This is a genomic window from Streptomyces sp. NPDC043746, assembly GCF_056436485.1.
In genome coordinates this window covers 56,477-73,096 of record NZ_JBWKCM010000032.1, presented here as the reverse complement: position 1 = coordinate 73,096, position 16,620 = coordinate 56,477, and the positions used below count along the sequence as shown (strand labels likewise).

Here is a 16,620-nt window from a genome sequence, read left to right as displayed (position 1 = left end):
CCTACGGACGCAACCCGGCCCACCCCCCCCCACCCACCCCACCCCCCCCCCCCCCCCCCCCCCCCCCCCCCCCCCCCCCCCCCCCCCCCCCGGGCCCCGACTCGTTGCGGGCAAAGGCCTCTTGACGGGGACTCAGGGGCCCCTCGGGGGCCTCCTGGCGGGGCCTCGGGGATCCATCCCCCGCGCCGCGACTCGGGGACTTCGTGGCGGCTCTCAGGGGATGACGACGACCGGGCGCTGGGCGCGGCGGGCGAGGCGGCCCGCGACCGAGCCGAAGATGCGGCCGACGATGCCGTGGGTGGAGCCGACGACGATGGCGTCGGCGGAGTACTCGCGACCGACCTCCTCCAACTCGTGGCAGATGTCACCGCCGCGCTCGACCAGCACCCAGGGGACGTCGGAGAGATAGTCGGCGCAGGCCAGCTCCAGGCCGAGGACCTCGGTGCGGTGGTCGGGGACGTCGACGAAGACGGGGGGCTCGCAGCCGGCCCAGACCGTCGTCGGGAGCCGGTTGGCGACGTGGACGATGATCAGGCCGGAGCCGGACCTGCCGGCCATGCCGATCGCGTAGGCGAGGGCCCGCTCGCTGGAGGTGGAGCCGTCGAAACCGACCACGACTCCGTGCCGGAAGGCGGGGTCGCACGCAGGGCGCGCTTCTTCGACCGTCCGCGGCTCCGACCGGGGGTCGGCTACCTGCTTGCGGTCTGCGGGTTCAGGGATTTCGTGACCGGCCATCGGTGTCTCGGCGAAGAGAATCCTCGTGAGGAGGGAGCGGTTTCGACGTGCGTCAGGGCGTCTACGGGCGGTGAACTCTGTCCGGGAAGCGTCTTCCCAACCCCATACCCCCAAGGGTACGGCGTCACTCCTCCACTGCCCAGACCGCCGCAAAAGCACGCGTGACGTTGGAGGGAGCATGCACGAGGCGGTCCGGTATGGCAATGCCGGATGTGTCGTACACGGGCCTCGGCGGGGGCCGGGACAAGGGTGACCGTCCTGTTTTCCGGGCCGTCCGCGCCCCCTCGGGCCCCGCGGGCGGCGCGGACCGGAAGGGAGCCGCCCTCGGCCCCGCGCCGCCGGCGCCAGGCGGCCACGGACTCAGCGGTCGGTAATCCGGCACCGCTCACCCCGGGGCCCTCCACCCCTCCCTCGCCCCGCCCCGTTCCGCCACGGTGGCCCGAACGCGCCAGGTTTCACCGACCCGAGGGAGCGCACCGGGGCGGCCGTAAGGCGGAAGTTGTGCGCCCGGCGTGACTGGAACCCGCGCACGCAACCGCTTGTTTTCAGCCAACTTCACATCCTGGCCGAACCCTTCGCAGAACGGCCGGAGGGCCCACCACCCACCAGGCAGGAAGAGACCGCGCGGTACGCTTTCACCCGACGCGGACGGGCCACCTTCGCGAAGGGCACTTCCCTGTGCGCTTCACGGATGGAACGCTTCGTGATCGAACGCTTCACGCCACGTTTCCTTATCGACATAGCGCCGGTGGGGGAAGGTGTCACGGCGCGACCACGCGACGCAGTAGATTCGATCTTGAAAATCGGGGACTGGGAAACGTGCGAAACCGAGGGGAAACGTGCAGGAGCGGCAGGCCCGTAGGGACCAGGGAGACGCGAACACCGAGGGGGGCTTAGCGTCATGAGCCAGGACTCCGCCACCGCGACGGAGGCCGCACGCAAGCTGACCGGGCGGCGACGCCGGGAAGTCGTTGCCGTGCTGCTCTTCAGCGGCGGCCCTATCTTCGAGAGCTCCATCCCGCTCTCCGTTTTCGGAATCGACCGGCAGGACGCGGGAGTTCCCCGCTACCGCCTGCTGGTCTGCGGCGGCGAGGACGGACCGCTGCGCACGACGGGTGGACTCGAACTGACCACGCCGTACGGCCTGGAGGCGATCAGCAGAGCAGGCACCGTGGTGGTGCCCGCCTGGCGGTCGATCACCTCGCCGCCGCCCGCCGAGGCACTGGACGCGCTGCGGCGCGCCCACGAGGAGGGCGCCCGCATCGTCGGCCTGTGCACGGGAGCCTTCGTGCTCGCGGCGGCCGGCCTGCTGGACGGCCGACCGGCCACCACGCACTGGATGTACGCACCGACGCTGGCCAAGCGCTATCCGTCGGTGCACGTCGACCCGCGCGAACTCTTCGTGGACGACGGCGATGTGCTCACCTCCGCCGGTACGGCCGCCGGCATCGATCTCTGCCTCCATATAGTCCGCACCGACCACGGCACCGAGGCGGCGGGCGCACTCGCCCGCAGACTCGTCGTACCGCCGCGGCGCAGTGGCGGACAGGAGCGCTACCTGGACAGGTCTTTACCTGAAGAGATCGGCTCCGACCCGCTCGCCGAGGTCGTGGCCTGGGCGCTGGAGCATCTGCACGAGCAGTTCGACGTGGAGACGCTCGCGGCGCGCGCCTACATGAGCAGGCGGACCTTCGACCGCAGGTTCCGCTCACTCACGGGGAGCGCACCGCTCCAGTGGCTGATCACCCAGCGGGTGCTTCAGGCACAGAGGCTGCTGGAGACCTCCGACTACTCGGTCGACGAGGTCGCCGGCCGCTGCGGCTTCCGCTCACCGGTCGCGCTGCGCGGGCACTTCCGCCGCCAGCTCGGCTCCTCCCCCGCCGCGTACCGGGCCGCCTACCGGGCCCGTCGTCCGCAGGGGGTGGCGGAGAGCGCCGCGACGGTGCTGGAGACGGTCGTGCCCAGCCAGGGCTCGCCGTCCGGCCGCAGGGGTGCCCCGATGGGCTCCGCGGCTCCGGTCTCCGTGGCGGCGTCGGCGGGCTCCTCGGAGCACTCGCTGCCGGTCCCCGACGCGTACGTTCCCGGGCGCCCGGCCCTGCCGGGACAGCGGAGTGCCCCGTAGGGTGGGGCGCATGAACGACCGCATGGTGTGGATCGACTGCGAGATGACCGGGCTCTCGTTGGCGGACGACGCACTGATCGAGGTGGCCGCCCTGGTCACCGACTCGGAGCTGAACGTGCTCGGTGAAGGGGTGGACATCGTGATCCGCCCGCCGGACGCGGCCCTGGAGACGATGCCCGAGGTGGTGCGGCAGATGCACACCGCCTCGGGCCTCCTCGACGAGCTGGCCGGGGGCACCACCCTGGCGGACGCCGAGGAGCAGGTGCTGGCGTACGTCCGCGAGCACGTGAAGGAGCCGGGCAAGGCCCCGCTCTGCGGAAACTCGGTCTCCACCGACCGCGGCTTCCTGGCGCGGGACATGCAGAAGCTGGAGGGCTACCTCCATTACCGGATCGTGGACGTGTCCTCGATCAAGGAGCTGGCCCGCCGCTGGTACCCGCGGGCGTACTTCAACAGCCCCGACAAGAGCGGCAACCACCGGGCGCTGGCGGACATCCGCGAATCCATCGCGGAGCTGCGGTACTACCGGGAGGCGGTCTTCGTCCCGCAGCCCGGCCCGGACTCGGAGCGCGCCAAGGAGATCGCGGCCCGCCATGTGGTCTCCGCCACACCCCAGGAAACGGCTGGTCAAGGCCGCACGAACGGCTGACGGCCGACCGCGGGAAACGGTGGCGCGAGCACCCTCCCGGACCCTGTACACTTTTTCTCGGCCGGTCGGAAACGACCGGGCGACACGGTGGGTATAGCTCAGCTGGTAGAGCACCTGGTTGTGGTCCAGGATGTCGCGGGTTCAAGTCCCGTTACTCACCCTGAGGGAAGGGCCCCGGTCTTCGGACCGGGGCCCTTCTTCGTGCTCGCCCTGGGGGTCACGCCTTCCGGTCGGGTCATGAGGTGACGTCGGAGCAGGCGGAGAAGGCGTTGTGGTGACGTAGGAGCGGAAGTCGGTCCTGGCGTGACGGGCGGTGACCCGCCACCGGAACGTGTGGCTCTGCCCGGCCGGTACGGCGGTGGCGGGCCAGGCCCCACCGCGCGGGCCCGTCCGGCCCGGCGAACCACCGGAAGCGGTCGACCGCCCGGTCGGCGCAGCGGATGAGCCGGTCTCGGCGCCGCCCCGGCCGTTGCCCGTGGCCTGGGACCGGTGAGATCCGCGGGCACGGGCCCCGCCCTCACGACGAGTCGCGGACCACCAGCTCCGTGGGCAGCACCACCGTCGGCCGCTCGCCCTGCCGCCCCGCGATCTCCTCCAGCAGGAGCTCGGCCATGCGGCGGCCCATCTCCTCGATCGGCTGGCGGACGCTGGTGAGGGGTGGGTGCATATGGCGGGCGACCACCGAGTCGTCGAAGCCGATCAGGGCCACGTCCTCGGGGATGCGGCGGTCCGCCTCCCGGAGGACCTGGCGGGCGCCGGCCGCCATCACGTCGGATGCGGCGAATACCGCGTCCAGGTCGGGACGGCGGGCCAGGAGCTCGCGCATCGCCCGGGCGCCGCCCTCCTCGGTGAAGTCGGCGGGGGCGATCAGGCGCTCGTCCGGGGGGAGGCCCGCGGCGGCGAGGGCCGCGCGGTAGCCGTCCAGGCGGCGCTGGGCTCCGTAGACCTCCAGGCGGCCGGTGATGGTGGCGACCCGGCGGCGGCCCCGGGAGACCAGGTGCTCGACGGCCACCCGCGCGCCCTCGAAGTTGTCCGAGTCGACCGAGGCGAGGGGCTCGGCGGCATGGCGCGCGCCGCTGATCACGCACGGCATACCGAGCTGTTCCAGCAGCTCCGGCAGCGGATCGTTTGCGTGTACGGCCACCAGGAGGACACCGTCCACCCGGTGCGCGGTCAGGTACTGGGCGAGGCGGCGGCGCTCGCGGTCGTTGCCCGCGAGGGTGAGGAGGAGCTGCATCTCGGTGTCGGCCAGGGCCGCTCCGACGCCCCGCACGATGGCGGAGAAGTACGGCTCCGCGAAGAACCGGGTCTCCGGCTCCGGCACCACCAGCGCGATGGCGTCCGTACGGTTCCCGGCGAGGGCACGGGCGGCTCGGTTGGGGACGTAGCCCAGCTCCGCGACGGCCGCCTCGACCGCCTCGCGGGTCGCCTCGCTGACCCGGGGCGAGCCGTTGATGACCCGGGAGGCGGTGCCGCGGCCGACGCCCGCCCTGGCCGCGACCTCCTCGAGCGTGGGCCGCCCGCCGTTCCGTTCCCGCCCTGCCGCCATGGCCGCCTCCCCGTTCCCGGTCAATTTCTCACAGCCGCACAGTCAATCCAAGTCCGGGATCGATCACCCCGACGAGCGTACGGACAGTGTATTGGGAGCGCTCCCAGACCGGTGACAGGCGCGGACCCCGGCCGGAGGTACCGGCCGGGGTCCGCTGATTCCCTCGGGTCAGGACTCCGCCGGCAGACCGTGGCGGGCGATCACCTCGCTGTACCAGTGTGCGCTGGACTTCGGCGTACGGCGCTGGGTCGCGTAGTCCACGTGGACCGCCCCGAACCGCTTCGCGTAGCCGTACCCCCACTCGAAGTTGTCCATCAGCGACCAGAGGAAGTAGCCGCGCACGTCCGCCCCGTCCGCCACCGCCCGCTGTACGGCCGCGAGATGGCCGTGCAGGTAGGCGATCCGCTCCGGGTCGTGGACCCGGCCGTCGGCGTCGACGGTGTCCTCGAAGGCCGCCCCGTTCTCGGTGACCATCAGCGGCAGGCCCGGGTTCTCGCGGGAGACGTCCATGAGGAGGGCGTACAGGCCGTCCGGGTCGACCGACCAGTTCATGGCCGTACGCGGCTTGCCCTCGGCCAGATGGAACGCGACGTGCTCCGAGCCCGGCCACGGGGAGTGGTCGCTGCTGCCGTGGCCGTCGTTGCGGGTGTCGCCGGCGCCGTCGGCGGGCGTGGAGACGATCGTCGGCGTGTAGTAGTTGATGCCCAGCACGTCGAGCGGGCGGGCGATGGTGGTGAGGTCGCCGTCGTGGACCAGCGTCGACCAGTCCACCAGGCGCTCCGTGTCCCTCAGCAGGTCCTCCGGGTACGCGCCCCGCAGCATCGGACCCGTGAAGATCCGGTTGCCCACCGCGTCGATCCGGCGCGCCGCGTCCGCGTCCGCCGCGCTGCCGGTGAGCGGGCGCACCTGGTGGAGGTTGAGGGTGACCGAGGCCCGCGCGGCGGCGGGGAGGTGGGCGCGCAGGGCCTCGGTCGCCCGACCGTGGGCCAGGTTGAGGTGGTGGGCTGCCCGCAGGGCGGCGGCCGGTTCGGTGCGGCCCGGGGCGTGGACCCCGGAGCCGTATCCGAGAAAGGCCGTGCACCAGGGCTCGTTGAGCGTGGTCCACATCCCGACCCGGTCGCCCAGCGCGCGGGCCATGAGCGCCGCGTACTCCGCGAACCGTTCCGCCGTCGCCCGCTCCGGCCAGCCGCCGGCGTCCTCCAACTCCTGGGGCAGGTCCCAGTGGTAGAGGGTGGCGACGGGCTCGATGTCCGCCTCCAGCAGCTCGTCGACGAGCGCGCGGTAGAAGTCCAGGCCCCGTTCGACCGCCGGGCCCCGGCCGGTGGGCTGGACGCGGGACCAGGAGACGGAGAAGCGGTACGCCTTGAGGCCGAGGCGCTTCATCAGCGCCACGTCGTCCCGGTAGCGGTGGAAGTGGTCGGCGGCCACGTCCCCGGTGTCGCCTCCCAGGACCTTGCCGGGGGTGTGGCTGAAGGTGTCCCAGATCGAGGGGGTGCGGCCGTTCTCGGTGGCCGCGCCCTCCACCTGGTACGCGGCCGTGGCGGCGCCCCAGACGAAGCCCGTGGGGAAGGGGACGGGGGTGGTGGCCTGCTGCGGGACCGTGTCCGGTCGTACTGCTGTCATGGGGGAGCGCTCCCGAAAGGGGTGGTGGGGTGGAGTGGATTGGAGGTGGGCGCGGCTGCACCTCGGCGGTGTCAGCCCTTCACCGCGCCCGACATGATCCCGCCCACGATCTTCTTGCCGAAGACCACGAAGACCACCAGCAGCGGCAGCGTGCTGATCAGCGCGCCCGCCATGACGATGGACTGGTCGGGGGTGTACGAGGCGCTGAGCTGGCCGAGCGCCACCTGAAGGGTCGGGTTCTGCTGGTTGAGGGCGAGGTAGGGCCAGAAGAAGTCGTTCCACGCCTGGACGAAGGTGAGCATCCCGAGCACCATCATCGCGGGGCGGGCCACCGGCAGCACCACGCTCACCACGATGCGGAAGTTGTTGGCCCCGTCGATCTTGGCCGCCTCGATGAGTTCGTACGGCAGCGCCTCGATCAGGTACTGGCGCATGAAGAACACGCCGAACGCGCTCACCAGCGTCGGGAAGATCACCGATTCGAGCTGTCCGCCCCAGCCGAGGCCGGACATCATCATGAAGAGCGGGACCACGCTGAGCTGCGGCGGGATCGTGAGCGTGGCGATGACGGCGGTCATCAGCCAGCCCCGGCCCCGGAAGCGCATCTTGGCGAAGGCGTATCCGGCGAGTGTGCAGAAGAAGAGCGTCGCCGCCGTGATCGACGACGACACCAGGACGCTGTTGACGATCGCCTTGCCGAGGTTGGCCTGCTCCCAGGCCGTCTGGAGGTTCTCCACCAGCTTGCCGCCCGGCAGGAACGGCGGTGTGGAGGCGAGGACTTCGTCCTGCGTACGGGAGGCCGCCACCAGCGTCCAGTAGAGCGGGAGCAGCGAGCCGAAGCCGACGACGGCGAGCGCGAGGTAGGCGAACGGGCCGCCCTTCAGGTGCTGGCCGGCGCCCATCCGGAAGCGGCTCGGGCGGGTGGGCCCGGCGCTCTTCGGGGCTGGTGCGCGCTTCACGGGGGCGGTGGGGGTGGGGCTGGTCAGGGTCATGGAATCGCTCCCGTTCAGACCGCGGAGTCGGACGTGCGGACGGCGCGGCCGATGAGCCAGTTGACGGCCGCGACGAGGAGCAGCAGCGCGAGCATCGCCCAGGCGACGGCGGCCGCCGGACCCAGATGTCCGAGGTTCCAGCCGTAGTTGTAGAGGTAGATGCTGAGCGTCTCGTACTGGTTCTCGTTGCCGCCGGTGGCGCCGAGCGCGCCGCCCTCCAGCAGCAGCGGCTCACCGAACAGCTGCATAGACCCGATGGTCGAGATGACGATGGTGAACAGGATCGTGGGCCGCAGCGAGGGGATGGTCACCTTGAGGAACTGCTGCCAGCGCGAGGCGCCGTCCAACGAGGCCGCTTCGTAGAGGTCGTTGGGCACCGCCTGCATCGCCGCCAGGTAGATCAGCGCGTTGTAGCCGGTCCACCGCCAGATCACGATGATGGAGATCGCCAGCTTCGACGTCCAGTGTCCGTTGGCCCAGTTGACCGGGTCGAAGCCGACCAGGCCGAGCGTCCAGTTGAGCAGTCCGCCGTCCGCCCGGAAGACCAGGGCGAAGACGAGGGCGGCGGAGGCGACGGAGGTCGCGTACGGGGTGAGGATGATCGTGCGCCAGAACGTGCTGGCGCGCAGCCGGTAGTTGAGCAGATGGGCCAGGCCAAGCGCCATCAGGAGCTGCGGGACGGTCGAGATGACGCCGATCAGGAAGGTGTTGCTGACCGAGGTCCAGAACTCCGGGTCGTGCAGGATCTTGTCGAAGTTCTCCCAGCCCACCCACTCCATGGAGTCCAGCCCGGTCATCTCCACCCGGTGCAGGGCGATCCAGCCGGTGTAGAGGAGCGGGTAGAGGCCGAAGGCCCCGAAGACCAGGAAGAACGGGGCGATGTACGCGTAAGGAGAGGCCTTGTCGTCGAACCGCCACAGCCGGCTGCGCCACAACTGCCGCCGCTCGGAGGGCGGTTCCTTCTGCGGTTGGCGGGGCGGCGGTACGTACGCGCCCCGGGCGGGGGTCGAGGTTGCCACGGGCGGGGGTCCTTCCCTGGAGGTGCGGTGGTGGACGGGCGGGGCGGGCGGACGCGGCAGGGTTCGCCCGCCCGCCCCGGCCCGGAGGCGGTCCGGCTCAGCCGATCGCCTTGTCGACCGTGCGGACCGCCGCGCCCCACGCCGCGTCCGGCTTCGTCCCGCGCTGCTCCATGTTGTTGATCTGCGTGGAGATCGCGTCCTTGATCACGCCGTCCTTCGGGCCGAGCACGGCCTCGGGGATGGACTTCGCCCCGTCCGCGTAGATCTGGCCGATGGGGGCGTCGTTGAAGTAGGGAAGGGTCGCGCTCTTCACGTCCGGCAACTCGTAGGCGCCCTGGTTGGAGGGGAAGACCCCGATGGCCTTGAAGACGGCGGCCTGCTGCTCGGGCGCGGTCAGCCACTTCACCAGCTTGGTGGCCTCCTCCACGTTCTTCCCGGACTTGGGGACGGCGAGGAAGGAGCCGCCCCAGTTGGCGGAGGTGCCACCGGGGGCGGTGGTGATGTCCCACTTGCCCTTGTTGGCGTCACCGGCGTACGTGGAGATCTGGCCGGCCATCCAGGCGGGGCAGACGACGGTGGCGATGGTGCTCTTGCGCAGGGCCGCCTGCCACTGGTCCTCGAACTGGGCCAGGCCGTGCGTCAGCTTCTTCGCCGCGGCCTCGGCGGCGAGGTCCCAGCCCTTCTTGACGCTCGCGCTCTCCTTGTAGACCGGCTTGCCGCTCGCGTCGTAGTACTGCTCGGGGCTGGAGCTGACGACCGCGTTGAACATGGCGCTGGCGGAGTCCATGAAGTACGTGCCCGCGGGCGCCTTCTTCTTGTACTCCTCACCCAGGGCGAGGTAGTCCTCCCAGCCGCCGGACATCCGCTTCGCGACCTCGGCCCGGTCGGTGGGCAGACCGGCCTTCTCGAACAGCTCGCGGTTGTAGCAGAGGGACATGGGGCCGATGTCGGTGCCCGCGCCGATCACCGCGCCGCTGGGGGCGGTGGCCTGCTTGGCCTTCCAGGAGACCCACTGGTCGACGTCGATCACCTGGGAGAGGTCGGTGAAGGAGTCGGCCTTGGTGTCGACGATCTCCTTGATCCGGCCGACCTCGATGCCCTGGACGTCCGCGAGGCCACTGCCCGAGTTCAGCTGCTGGAGCAGCTTCGGGTAGTAGTTCTTCTCCTCGGCGGTGGTGTCCTCCTTGACCGTGATCTTCGGGTTCAGCTGGTGGTACTTCTCGAAGAGCCCGGCCTCCTTGTACCCGAACTGGCCGAAGTCGGCCACGGTCAGGGTGATGTTGCCGTCGGCGTCGGCACCCTTGCCGCCGGAGTCGGACGAGCCGCCGCAGCCGGTGAGCAGCAAGGCGGTGACCGTCAGGCCGGTGGTGGCCACGATCGCGGTTCTCCGGCGCCGACCGGCGCCGCTGCGGGTGATGCGCATTCCACTGCTCCTTGTTCCGGGAGGTTCTGCGGGAAGGTTCTGCGGGGGTGTGCGGGGGGCTGGGGCGTTCTGCGGGAGGTCCTCGGAAGGACGGGAGGAGGCGCGCGGGACCGCCGCCCCCTGACGTGTGGGAGCGCTCCCATGCGCCGATGCCGGAAGGTTCCTTCCTCAAGGGGGTGGGTGTCAAGAGTTGAAGACGATTCCGTTGCCGAGGGATGTCCGCCACGTCACGCGGGGGCTCCCGCCCGGTCCGGCCGTCGAGAGATGAACACGCACGTGAGGAGCCCCGGCTAGGTGCGGGCGAGGTGCCGGGCGGGGGCACCCCTGTTAATTTCGCCCTTATGTCACCTATGACCGAACGTGATGAGTGAGGCGGGATGGGCGTTCTGCGTGACCATCCCGAACTGGCCCTCTTCTTCTGTCTCGCGGCCGGCTATCTGGTCGGCAAGCTCCGCGTCGGCCCGATCACGCTCGGCGGCATCTGCGGAACGCTGATCGTGTCGCTGCTGATCGGCACCCGGCACGTCAGCGTCGACGACGACGTCAAGACCGTCTTCTTCGCGCTCTTCATCTTCTCGCTCGGCTATATGGCCGGACCACAGTTCTTCGCCAACCTCAACCGCAGGAGCCTGCGCTTCTTCACGCTCTGCCTGATCGAGCTGGTCTGCGTCCTCGGGATCGCCTACGGGCTCGCCAAGGCCTTCGACCTGGACGTCGGTACGGCGGCCGGGATCCTCGCCGGGGCGGCCACCGAGTCCGCCGTCGTGGGAACGGCCACCGAGGCGATCGGCAAGCTGAGCGACCTGACCTCCGAGCAGATCACCCAGTACCAGGGACACGTGGCGACCGCCTACACCGTCTGCTACCTGTTCGGTCTGATCACCATCGTCCTCTTCACCAGCCAGATCATGCCGATGCTGCTGCGTATCAACCTGGCCGACGCCTCCCGTGAGCTGTGGGAGAAGATGCGCGGCGGCCACGCCGGTCTGGAGGCCGACGAGCGCGAGGCGCTGCCCGGCACGGTCGGCCGCACCTATCTGGTGACCCGCGCCGACGGACGTACGGTCGGGGAGCTGGAGAGCGCGCTCGGCGGGCACATCACGGTCGAGGGGATCAAGCGCGGCAGCAAGCTGCTGACGCCCTCCCCCGAGCTGGAGCTGACCCTCAGCGACCTGGTCCAGATCGTCGGCCGGCGCTCCGCGATCATCGAGGCGGGCCGGGAGATCGGCCCGGAGACCCCGGCCGTCCCCGGGCTCGACACCCCGCTCGCCACCAGCCAGGTCGCCGTCACCGAGAAGGCCACCGCCGGGGCGACCATCGACCGGCTGGAGAAGCGGCACCCGGAGTTCCGCGAGGACGGGGTCTACATCACCGACGTCCTCCGCAACGACCAGCACCTCCCCGCCAGCGCCGAGACCGTCCTCCAGCGGGGCGACGTCCTCACCCTGGTCGGCGCCCGGGGCGGGCTGAACCGGCTGGTCGCCAAGATCGGCGCGGTGGTGAAGAACGACTCCACCGACTTCGTCTACATCGGCTTCGGCATCGTCGCGGGCTCCCTGCTCGGCCAGATCGTGGTCAAGCTGGGCGATGTCCCGATGTCGCTCGGCACCGGCGGCGGCTGTCTGATCGCGGGGCTGGTCTTCGGCTGGTTCCGCTCCCGCAAGCAGACCTTCGGCGCCTTCCCGCCACAGGCCGCGACCACGCTGAAGGACATGGGCCTGGCCGTCTTCATCGCCTGTACGGGGCTGGCGGCGGGTCCGCAGGCCTGGCCGCTGCTCAAGGAGTACGGGGCTCTGCTGCCGTTCGCCGGGATCGCCATGGTCCTGGTGCCCGCGACGATCTCCCTGGTCGTCGGGCGGAAGCTGCTGAAGATCGAGAAACCGCTGCTGATCGGGGCCATCGCCGGACAGCAGTGCTCGACCCCGGCGATCACCTCCATCACCCAGGTGGCCCAGAGCTCCGTCCCGCTGCTCGGCTACACGATCACGTACACGCTCTCCAACTTCCTGCTGCCGCTGACCGGGCCGATCCTCGTCGGCGTCCTGGGGGCCTGACCAACGTACGGAGCGGACACACCATGCCCAAGACCCGTCTCAGCCGGGGAGAGATCCGGGCCTTCGCCCGGCTCTCCCCCTTCGAGCTGAAGGACAAGTTCATCCAGATCGCGACGGAAGCGCAGAGCGACAAACCGGGGCAGAAGGGGAAGACGACCCGGGCCATGCTCAACGCGGGCCGGGGCAACCCCAATTGGACCGCGACCGGCCCCCGCGAGGCGTACCACGCGCTCGGCTACTTCGCGATCGGCGAGTCCCGTCGGGTCTGGACGGCGGACAACCTGGGCGGGATGCCGGAGGAGGCGGGGTGCGCGGAACGGTTCGAGCGCTTCGTCCGTACGCATCCGGAGCTGCCCGGCATCGAGCTTCTGAAGGCGAGTGTGGACCTGGCGGTGAAGCGGTTCGGCTTCGACCCGGACGCGTTCGTGCACGAGCTGGCGGACTCCTCGATCGGGGACAACTACCCGGTGCCGGACCGGATCCTGCGCCACACCGAGGAGATCGTGCGCGGCTATCTCGCGGACGAGATGTTCGACCACCGGCCGCCGGAGGGGCAGACGCTGAGCCTGTTCGCCACCGAGGGCGGCACGGCGGCGATGTGCTACATCTTCGACTCGCTGATGAAGAACGGGATCCTGGCGAAGGGCGACCGGATCGCCCTGATGGTCCCGGTGTTCACCCCGTACCTGGAGATCCCCGAACTCGACACGTACGGCTTCGACGTGGTCCATGTGGAGGCGAACCTCTTCACGGAGACCGGGGTGCGGCAGTGGCGCTATCCGGAGGAGGAGATCGCCAAGCTGGCGGACCCGTCGGTGAAGCTGGTCTGCTGCGTCAATCCGAGCAACCCGCCCTCGCTGGCGCTCTCTTCGCGGGTGAGCGAGCAGATCGTCTCCATCGTCGGTGAGCGGAACCCGAACCTGATCATCGTGACCGACGATGTGTACGGGACGTTCGTCGAGGGCTTCCGCTCGCTCGCCGCCGACCTGCCGCGCAACACGCTGCTCGTCTACTCCTACTCCAAGCACTACGGGGCGACCGGCTGGCGGCTCGGGGTGATCGCGCTGCACGACGACAACGTGATCGACGCGATGCTGAAGGAGCAGGGCGCGGAGCAGAAGGAGCGGCTCAACAGGCGTTACGGCTCCCTGTCGTTGGAGCCGGAGAAGATGCGGTTCATCGACCGGATGGTGGCGGACTCCCGGCAGGTGGCGCTCAACCACACGGCGGGGCTCTCGCTCCCCCAGCAGGTGATGATGGCGCTCTTCTCGCTCTTCGACATGCTCGACGAGGGCCAGGCGTACAAGCACCGGATCCGGGCCATCGTGCGGCAGCGGCTCGAACTCCTGCTGGAGGGCGTGCACATGAAGGTCTCGGAGGACCCGAAGCGGGCCGCGTACTACATCGAGCTGGATCTGCTGGCCGAGGCGGAGCGCGTCCACGGGAAGCCGTTCGCGGACTTCCTGGAGGCCAACTACGAGCCGGTGGACCCGCTGTTCCGGCTGGCCGAGCAGACGTCGGTGGTCCTGCTGAACGGGGGCGGGTTCGACGGGCCCGAATGGTCGGTGCGCGTTTCGCTGGCCAACCTGGACGACCTGGACTACCTGAAGATCGGCCACCATCTGCGGGCGATCTTCGACGAGTACGCGCAGGAGTGGCGGGCCGGGGCCGGGTAGGACGCGACGAGCCGTGGGGCGGAGGGGGCACGTCCCGGCCGGGGGTGGGGTGTGGCCCGGCCGGGACGCGCGCGTGGGGGGCGCGGGGTGGTCTGGGGGACCGGATTCCCCGCCGCCACCGGGGCGGACGGTGGCGGCGGGGGTCGGTGTGGGGGTTCGGTGCGCTCGCGCGGGGGGACGCGGGCGGGTCTTCGGGGTTCCGGGGCGGTCCGGGGGCTGGGGGGGTGGGGCGGCGGGGCTTGGGGGGCCGGGCGGGGTGTGGGCGGCGGTGCGGGGGAGACGTGACGGGAGGGAGCCGGGCGTGGTCCCGGGGTGCAGGACGTGAGAACACGCTAGCGGCAGGGCGACGGTCAAAGCGGGCGTTACGGAACGGGGTTGCTGTTCTTAGGGTTCGCTTAAGGGCCGCATGGGCGCGGGTTAATGCTGGGCCCCGGGACCCGCCGCGGCCCGGGGCTCCTTGCGGCGCCGCCGCACGACCCGGCGGCCCACCCGGCGGCCGTGGCCGCGTCCGCCGCGCTCGGGGCCGCCGCCGAGTCCTATCCAGATCCGGACCTCCGTACCGCCGAGCACGGACCGGCCGATGCGCAGGTCGCCGCCGGTGGACTCCGCGACCCGGCGCACGATGTCCAGGCCGAGCCCGGTGGAGCCGACCGCGCCCTCCGCCTGGGAACGCCCGCTGGCACCCCGGGCCAGGGCCGCCTCCGGGTCGTCGATGCCGGGGCCCGCGTCGGAGACGAGGACGATGGCCGCGTCCCCGCTGTGGTGGACGTCGACGGCGAAGGCGGTGCCCTCGGGGGTGTGGCGGAAGACGTTGCCGAGCAACGCGTCGAGAGCAGCGGCCAGTTCGGGACGGGCGACGGGGATGCGCACCGTGCGGCCCACTCCCGCGAGCCGCACCTCACGCCCCTCGTCCTCCGCCAGCGCCGACCAGAAGCCCATCCGCTCCCGGATCACCTCCGAGAGGTCGCAGCCCGCCCCGGCGCCCTTCTGCGCGCCCTGCGTCTGCGGGCACTGTTCGCGGGCGGTCCGGATGATCGTGTCCACCTCGTGCTCCAACTGCTCGACCGCCGCCCGGGTCTGGTCGGCCGCCGGGCCCTCACCGAGGGACGCGGCGTTCAGCCGGAGGACGGTGAGCGGGGTGCGGAGCCGGTGCGAGAGGTCGGCGGCGAGCTCGCGCTCGTTGGCCAGGAGCTGGACGACCTGGTCGGCCATGGAGTTGAACGCCACGGCGGCGGACCGGAGTTCGGTGGGGCCCTCCTCGGGGACCCGGGTGGCGAGCCGCCCCTCCCCCAGGTCGTGTGCGGCCGCCGCGAGGCGCTGGGCGGGCTGGACCATCCGTACGCCGAGCCGGTCCGCGACCGCCACCGAGCCGACGACCAGCGCGACGCCGACGCCCGCCAGGATCAGCCAGGCGGTGGCGACCCCGTTGGAGACCTCGCCCTCGGGGACGAACACCTCCACCACGGCGATGTCCCCGGTGGAGAGCGCGGTGGGCTGGAGAAGGACGAAGCCGCCGGTGACCTCGGCGATGGAGGCGCGGCCCGCCTTGCGCACGGTCGCGATGTCCTTGGCCGAGGCGCGCCGGGTGCCGATGTGCAGGGCCTCGGCCGCTTCGCCGCCGTCCACCGCCTTGCCGGGGTCGGGGACGTGGACGGCGAGCCGCCCCCGGTCCCCCGGTTCGGTGGAGAGGACGGCCCGGGTCAGCTCCTCGCGGTCGGTGGTGATGGAGAGCGCCGGGGCGATCATCGCGGCCTGGCGTTCGGCGTCGGAGAAGGCCCGGTCGCTGGCCATCTCCCGGATGACGAGCCCGAGGGGCACGGCGAAGGCGATGACGACCATCGCGGTGACGGCCAGACACACCTTGACCAGGGCCCATCTCATGCGGGCGGCCTCACGGCCGGGGCACCGGGGGGCGGCAGGGGGGCGGGCGGGGAGCCTGCCGGTGACGCGTCGGCCGGGGGCTGGAGCTTCACTCCGACGCCGCGCAGGGTGTGCAGATAGCGCGGCCGGGCGGCGGTCTCACCGAGCTTGCGGCGGAGCCAGGAGAGGTGGACGTCGATGGTCTGGTCGTCGCCGTAGGACTGCTGCCAGACCTCGGCCAGCAGCTCCTTGCGGGCCACGACCACCCCGGGCCGCCCGGCCAGGAAGGTCAGCAGGTCGAACTCACGTCGGGTGAGGTCGAGTTGGGCCCCGTCCAGCTCGGCGCTGCGGCGCAGCGGGTCGATGGCGAGTCCGCCGACGCGGATGACCCGGGGCGGCGGCGCCTGCTCCCCGGCCGCCCGGGCACGGCGCAGCACGGCGGCCATGCGGGCGGAGAGGTGCTCGACGGAGAACGGTTTGGTGAGGTAGTCGTCGGCACCGTCGTTGAGGAGCCGGACGATCTCACTCTCGTCGTCGCGGGCGGTGGCGATGATGACGGGTACGTCGGTGATGGAGCGCAGCATCTTGAGCGCCTCGCCGCCGTCCAGGTCGGGCAGCCCGAGATCGAGGATGACCACGTCGAAGCGGAAGTGCGCGACCTCGCGCAGCGCTTCGAGCGCGGTGCCCACACTCCGTACCGTGTGGGAGGCCTCACTGAGGTGTCGGATGAGGGCGGAACGCACGAACTGGTCGTCCTCGACCACGAGCACACTTGCCATGGGCCGCACCGTACGCCATGGCACGGGGCCCGGTCCCGCCGCCGCCGGAAACCTCCGCAAAGGCCGGAACAGGGCTGGAACGGGGCGGAGTCCGCAGCCGCAACGAACAGTCCCGGAGGGGCGCGGTCCCGGAGCGGAC

12 protein-coding genes, 1 tRNA gene and 1 pseudogene are annotated in these 16,620 nt (G+C 71.2%); 5 read left to right on the top strand and 9 right to left on the bottom strand.

Annotated features, from left to right (window positions below; all coding sequences use genetic code 11):
• Positions 1-213: 213 nt before the first annotated feature.
• Complete coding sequence (locus AC0682_RS27125) at positions 214-735, bottom strand: universal stress protein (RefSeq protein WP_254812503.1); 522 nt, start codon at positions 733-735, stop codon at positions 214-216.
• Between the two features lie 901 nt (positions 736-1,636).
• On the opposite strand from AC0682_RS27125, the gene AC0682_RS27120 reads away from it, so the two are divergent.
• From AC0682_RS27120 to AC0682_RS27110, 3 genes are all read left to right on the top strand, one after another.
• On the top strand, positions 1,637-2,857 hold the full coding sequence (locus AC0682_RS27120; RefSeq protein ID WP_254812502.1) for a helix-turn-helix domain-containing protein: 1,221 nt from the start codon (positions 1,637-1,639) through the stop codon (positions 2,855-2,857).
• A 10-nt stretch (positions 2,858-2,867) separates the two neighbouring features.
• Complete coding sequence (orn, locus tag AC0682_RS27115; RefSeq protein WP_254812501.1) at positions 2,868-3,506, top strand: oligoribonuclease; 639 nt, start codon at positions 2,868-2,870, stop codon at positions 3,504-3,506.
• 87 nt (positions 3,507-3,593) lie between these two features.
• Positions 3,594-3,666: transfer RNA gene (locus tag AC0682_RS27110), tRNA-His, on the top strand.
• Here AC0682_RS27110 and AC0682_RS27105 read toward each other — a convergent pair.
• From AC0682_RS27105 to AC0682_RS27080, 6 genes and pseudogenes are all read right to left on the bottom strand, one after another.
• Positions 3,648-4,007: pseudogene (locus tag AC0682_RS27105) on the bottom strand (lytic polysaccharide monooxygenase); the annotation flags it as partial. The gene AC0682_RS27110 and the pseudogene AC0682_RS27105 sit on opposite strands and share 19 nt — an antisense overlap.
• 16 nt (positions 4,008-4,023) lie before the next feature.
• A complete protein-coding gene (locus AC0682_RS27100) occupies positions 4,024-5,055 on the bottom strand; it encodes a LacI family DNA-binding transcriptional regulator (RefSeq protein WP_478535704.1) in 1,032 nt (343 codons plus the stop codon).
• Between the two features lie 168 nt (positions 5,056-5,223).
• A complete protein-coding gene (locus tag AC0682_RS27095) occupies positions 5,224-6,678 on the bottom strand; it encodes a GH1 family beta-glucosidase (RefSeq protein WP_254812500.1) in 1,455 nt (484 codons plus the stop codon).
• 71 nt (positions 6,679-6,749) lie between these two features.
• Positions 6,750-7,670, bottom strand: coding sequence for a carbohydrate ABC transporter permease (locus AC0682_RS27090; protein ID WP_254812499.1), 921 nt, complete (start codon positions 7,668-7,670; stop codon positions 6,750-6,752).
• Positions 7,671-7,684: 14 nt separating this feature from the next.
• Positions 7,685-8,689 carry a carbohydrate ABC transporter permease gene (locus AC0682_RS27085; protein WP_254812498.1) on the bottom strand — a complete coding sequence of 335 codons (1,005 nt, stop codon included), beginning with the start codon at positions 8,687-8,689 and terminating at the stop codon, positions 7,685-7,687.
• Positions 8,690-8,786: 97 nt separating this feature from the next.
• Positions 8,787-10,112, bottom strand: a complete 1,326-nt coding sequence (locus AC0682_RS27080) for an ABC transporter substrate-binding protein (protein WP_254812497.1) — start codon at positions 10,110-10,112, stop codon at positions 8,787-8,789.
• A 377-nt stretch (positions 10,113-10,489) separates the two neighbouring features.
• On the opposite strand from AC0682_RS27080, the gene aspT reads away from it, so the two are divergent.
• Together aspT and AC0682_RS27070 are read left to right on the top strand one after the other, a co-directional pair.
• Positions 10,490-12,166, top strand: coding sequence for an aspartate-alanine antiporter (aspT, locus tag AC0682_RS27075; RefSeq protein WP_478535703.1), 1,677 nt, complete (start codon positions 10,490-10,492; stop codon positions 12,164-12,166).
• 23 nt (positions 12,167-12,189) lie between these two features.
• A complete protein-coding gene (locus tag AC0682_RS27070; protein WP_478535702.1) occupies positions 12,190-13,842 on the top strand; it encodes a bifunctional aspartate transaminase/aspartate 4-decarboxylase in 1,653 nt (550 codons plus the stop codon).
• Positions 13,843-14,259: 417 nt separating this feature from the next.
• On the opposite strand, the gene AC0682_RS27065 is transcribed toward AC0682_RS27070, so the two are convergent.
• On the bottom strand, positions 14,260-15,723 hold the full coding sequence (locus tag AC0682_RS27065) for a sensor histidine kinase (protein ID WP_478535700.1): 1,464 nt from the start codon (positions 15,721-15,723) through the stop codon (positions 14,260-14,262).
• Entirely contained in the window at positions 15,720-16,481 is a 762-nt protein-coding gene (locus tag AC0682_RS27060; protein WP_478535698.1) for a response regulator transcription factor, read from the bottom strand. Before AC0682_RS27060 ends, AC0682_RS27065 begins: the two co-directional genes overlap by 4 nt.
• Between the last annotated feature and the right edge of the window lie 139 nt (positions 16,482-16,620).

What these genes read in the sequence shown, in the direction of transcription:
- AC0682_RS27125 (WP_254812503.1), bottom strand. Translation starts at nt 735, where the DNA reads ATGGCCGGTCACGAAATCCCTGAACCCGCAGACCGCAAGCAGGTAGCC.
- AC0682_RS27120 (WP_254812502.1), top strand. Translation starts at nt 1,637, where the DNA reads ATGAGCCAGGACTCCGCCACCGCGACGGAGGCCGCACGCAAGCTGACC.
- orn (WP_254812501.1), top strand. Translation starts at nt 2,868, where the DNA reads ATGAACGACCGCATGGTGTGGATCGACTGCGAGATGACCGGGCTCTCG.
- AC0682_RS27100 (WP_478535704.1), bottom strand. Translation starts at nt 5,055, where the DNA reads ATGGCGGCAGGGCGGGAACGGAACGGCGGGCGGCCCACGCTCGAGGAG.
- AC0682_RS27095 (WP_254812500.1), bottom strand. Translation starts at nt 6,678, where the DNA reads ATGACAGCAGTACGACCGGACACGGTCCCGCAGCAGGCCACCACCCCC.
- AC0682_RS27090 (WP_254812499.1), bottom strand. Translation starts at nt 7,670, where the DNA reads ATGACCCTGACCAGCCCCACCCCCACCGCCCCCGTGAAGCGCGCACCA.
- AC0682_RS27080 (WP_254812497.1), bottom strand. Translation starts at nt 10,112, where the DNA reads ATGCGCATCACCCGCAGCGGCGCCGGTCGGCGCCGGAGAACCGCGATC.
- aspT (WP_478535703.1), top strand. Translation starts at nt 10,490, where the DNA reads ATGGGCGTTCTGCGTGACCATCCCGAACTGGCCCTCTTCTTCTGTCTC.
- AC0682_RS27070 (WP_478535702.1), top strand. Translation starts at nt 12,190, where the DNA reads ATGCCCAAGACCCGTCTCAGCCGGGGAGAGATCCGGGCCTTCGCCCGG.
- AC0682_RS27065 (WP_478535700.1), bottom strand. Translation starts at nt 15,723, where the DNA reads ATGAGATGGGCCCTGGTCAAGGTGTGTCTGGCCGTCACCGCGATGGTC.
- AC0682_RS27060 (WP_478535698.1), bottom strand. Translation starts at nt 16,481, where the DNA reads ATGGCAAGTGTGCTCGTGGTCGAGGACGACCAGTTCGTGCGTTCCGCC.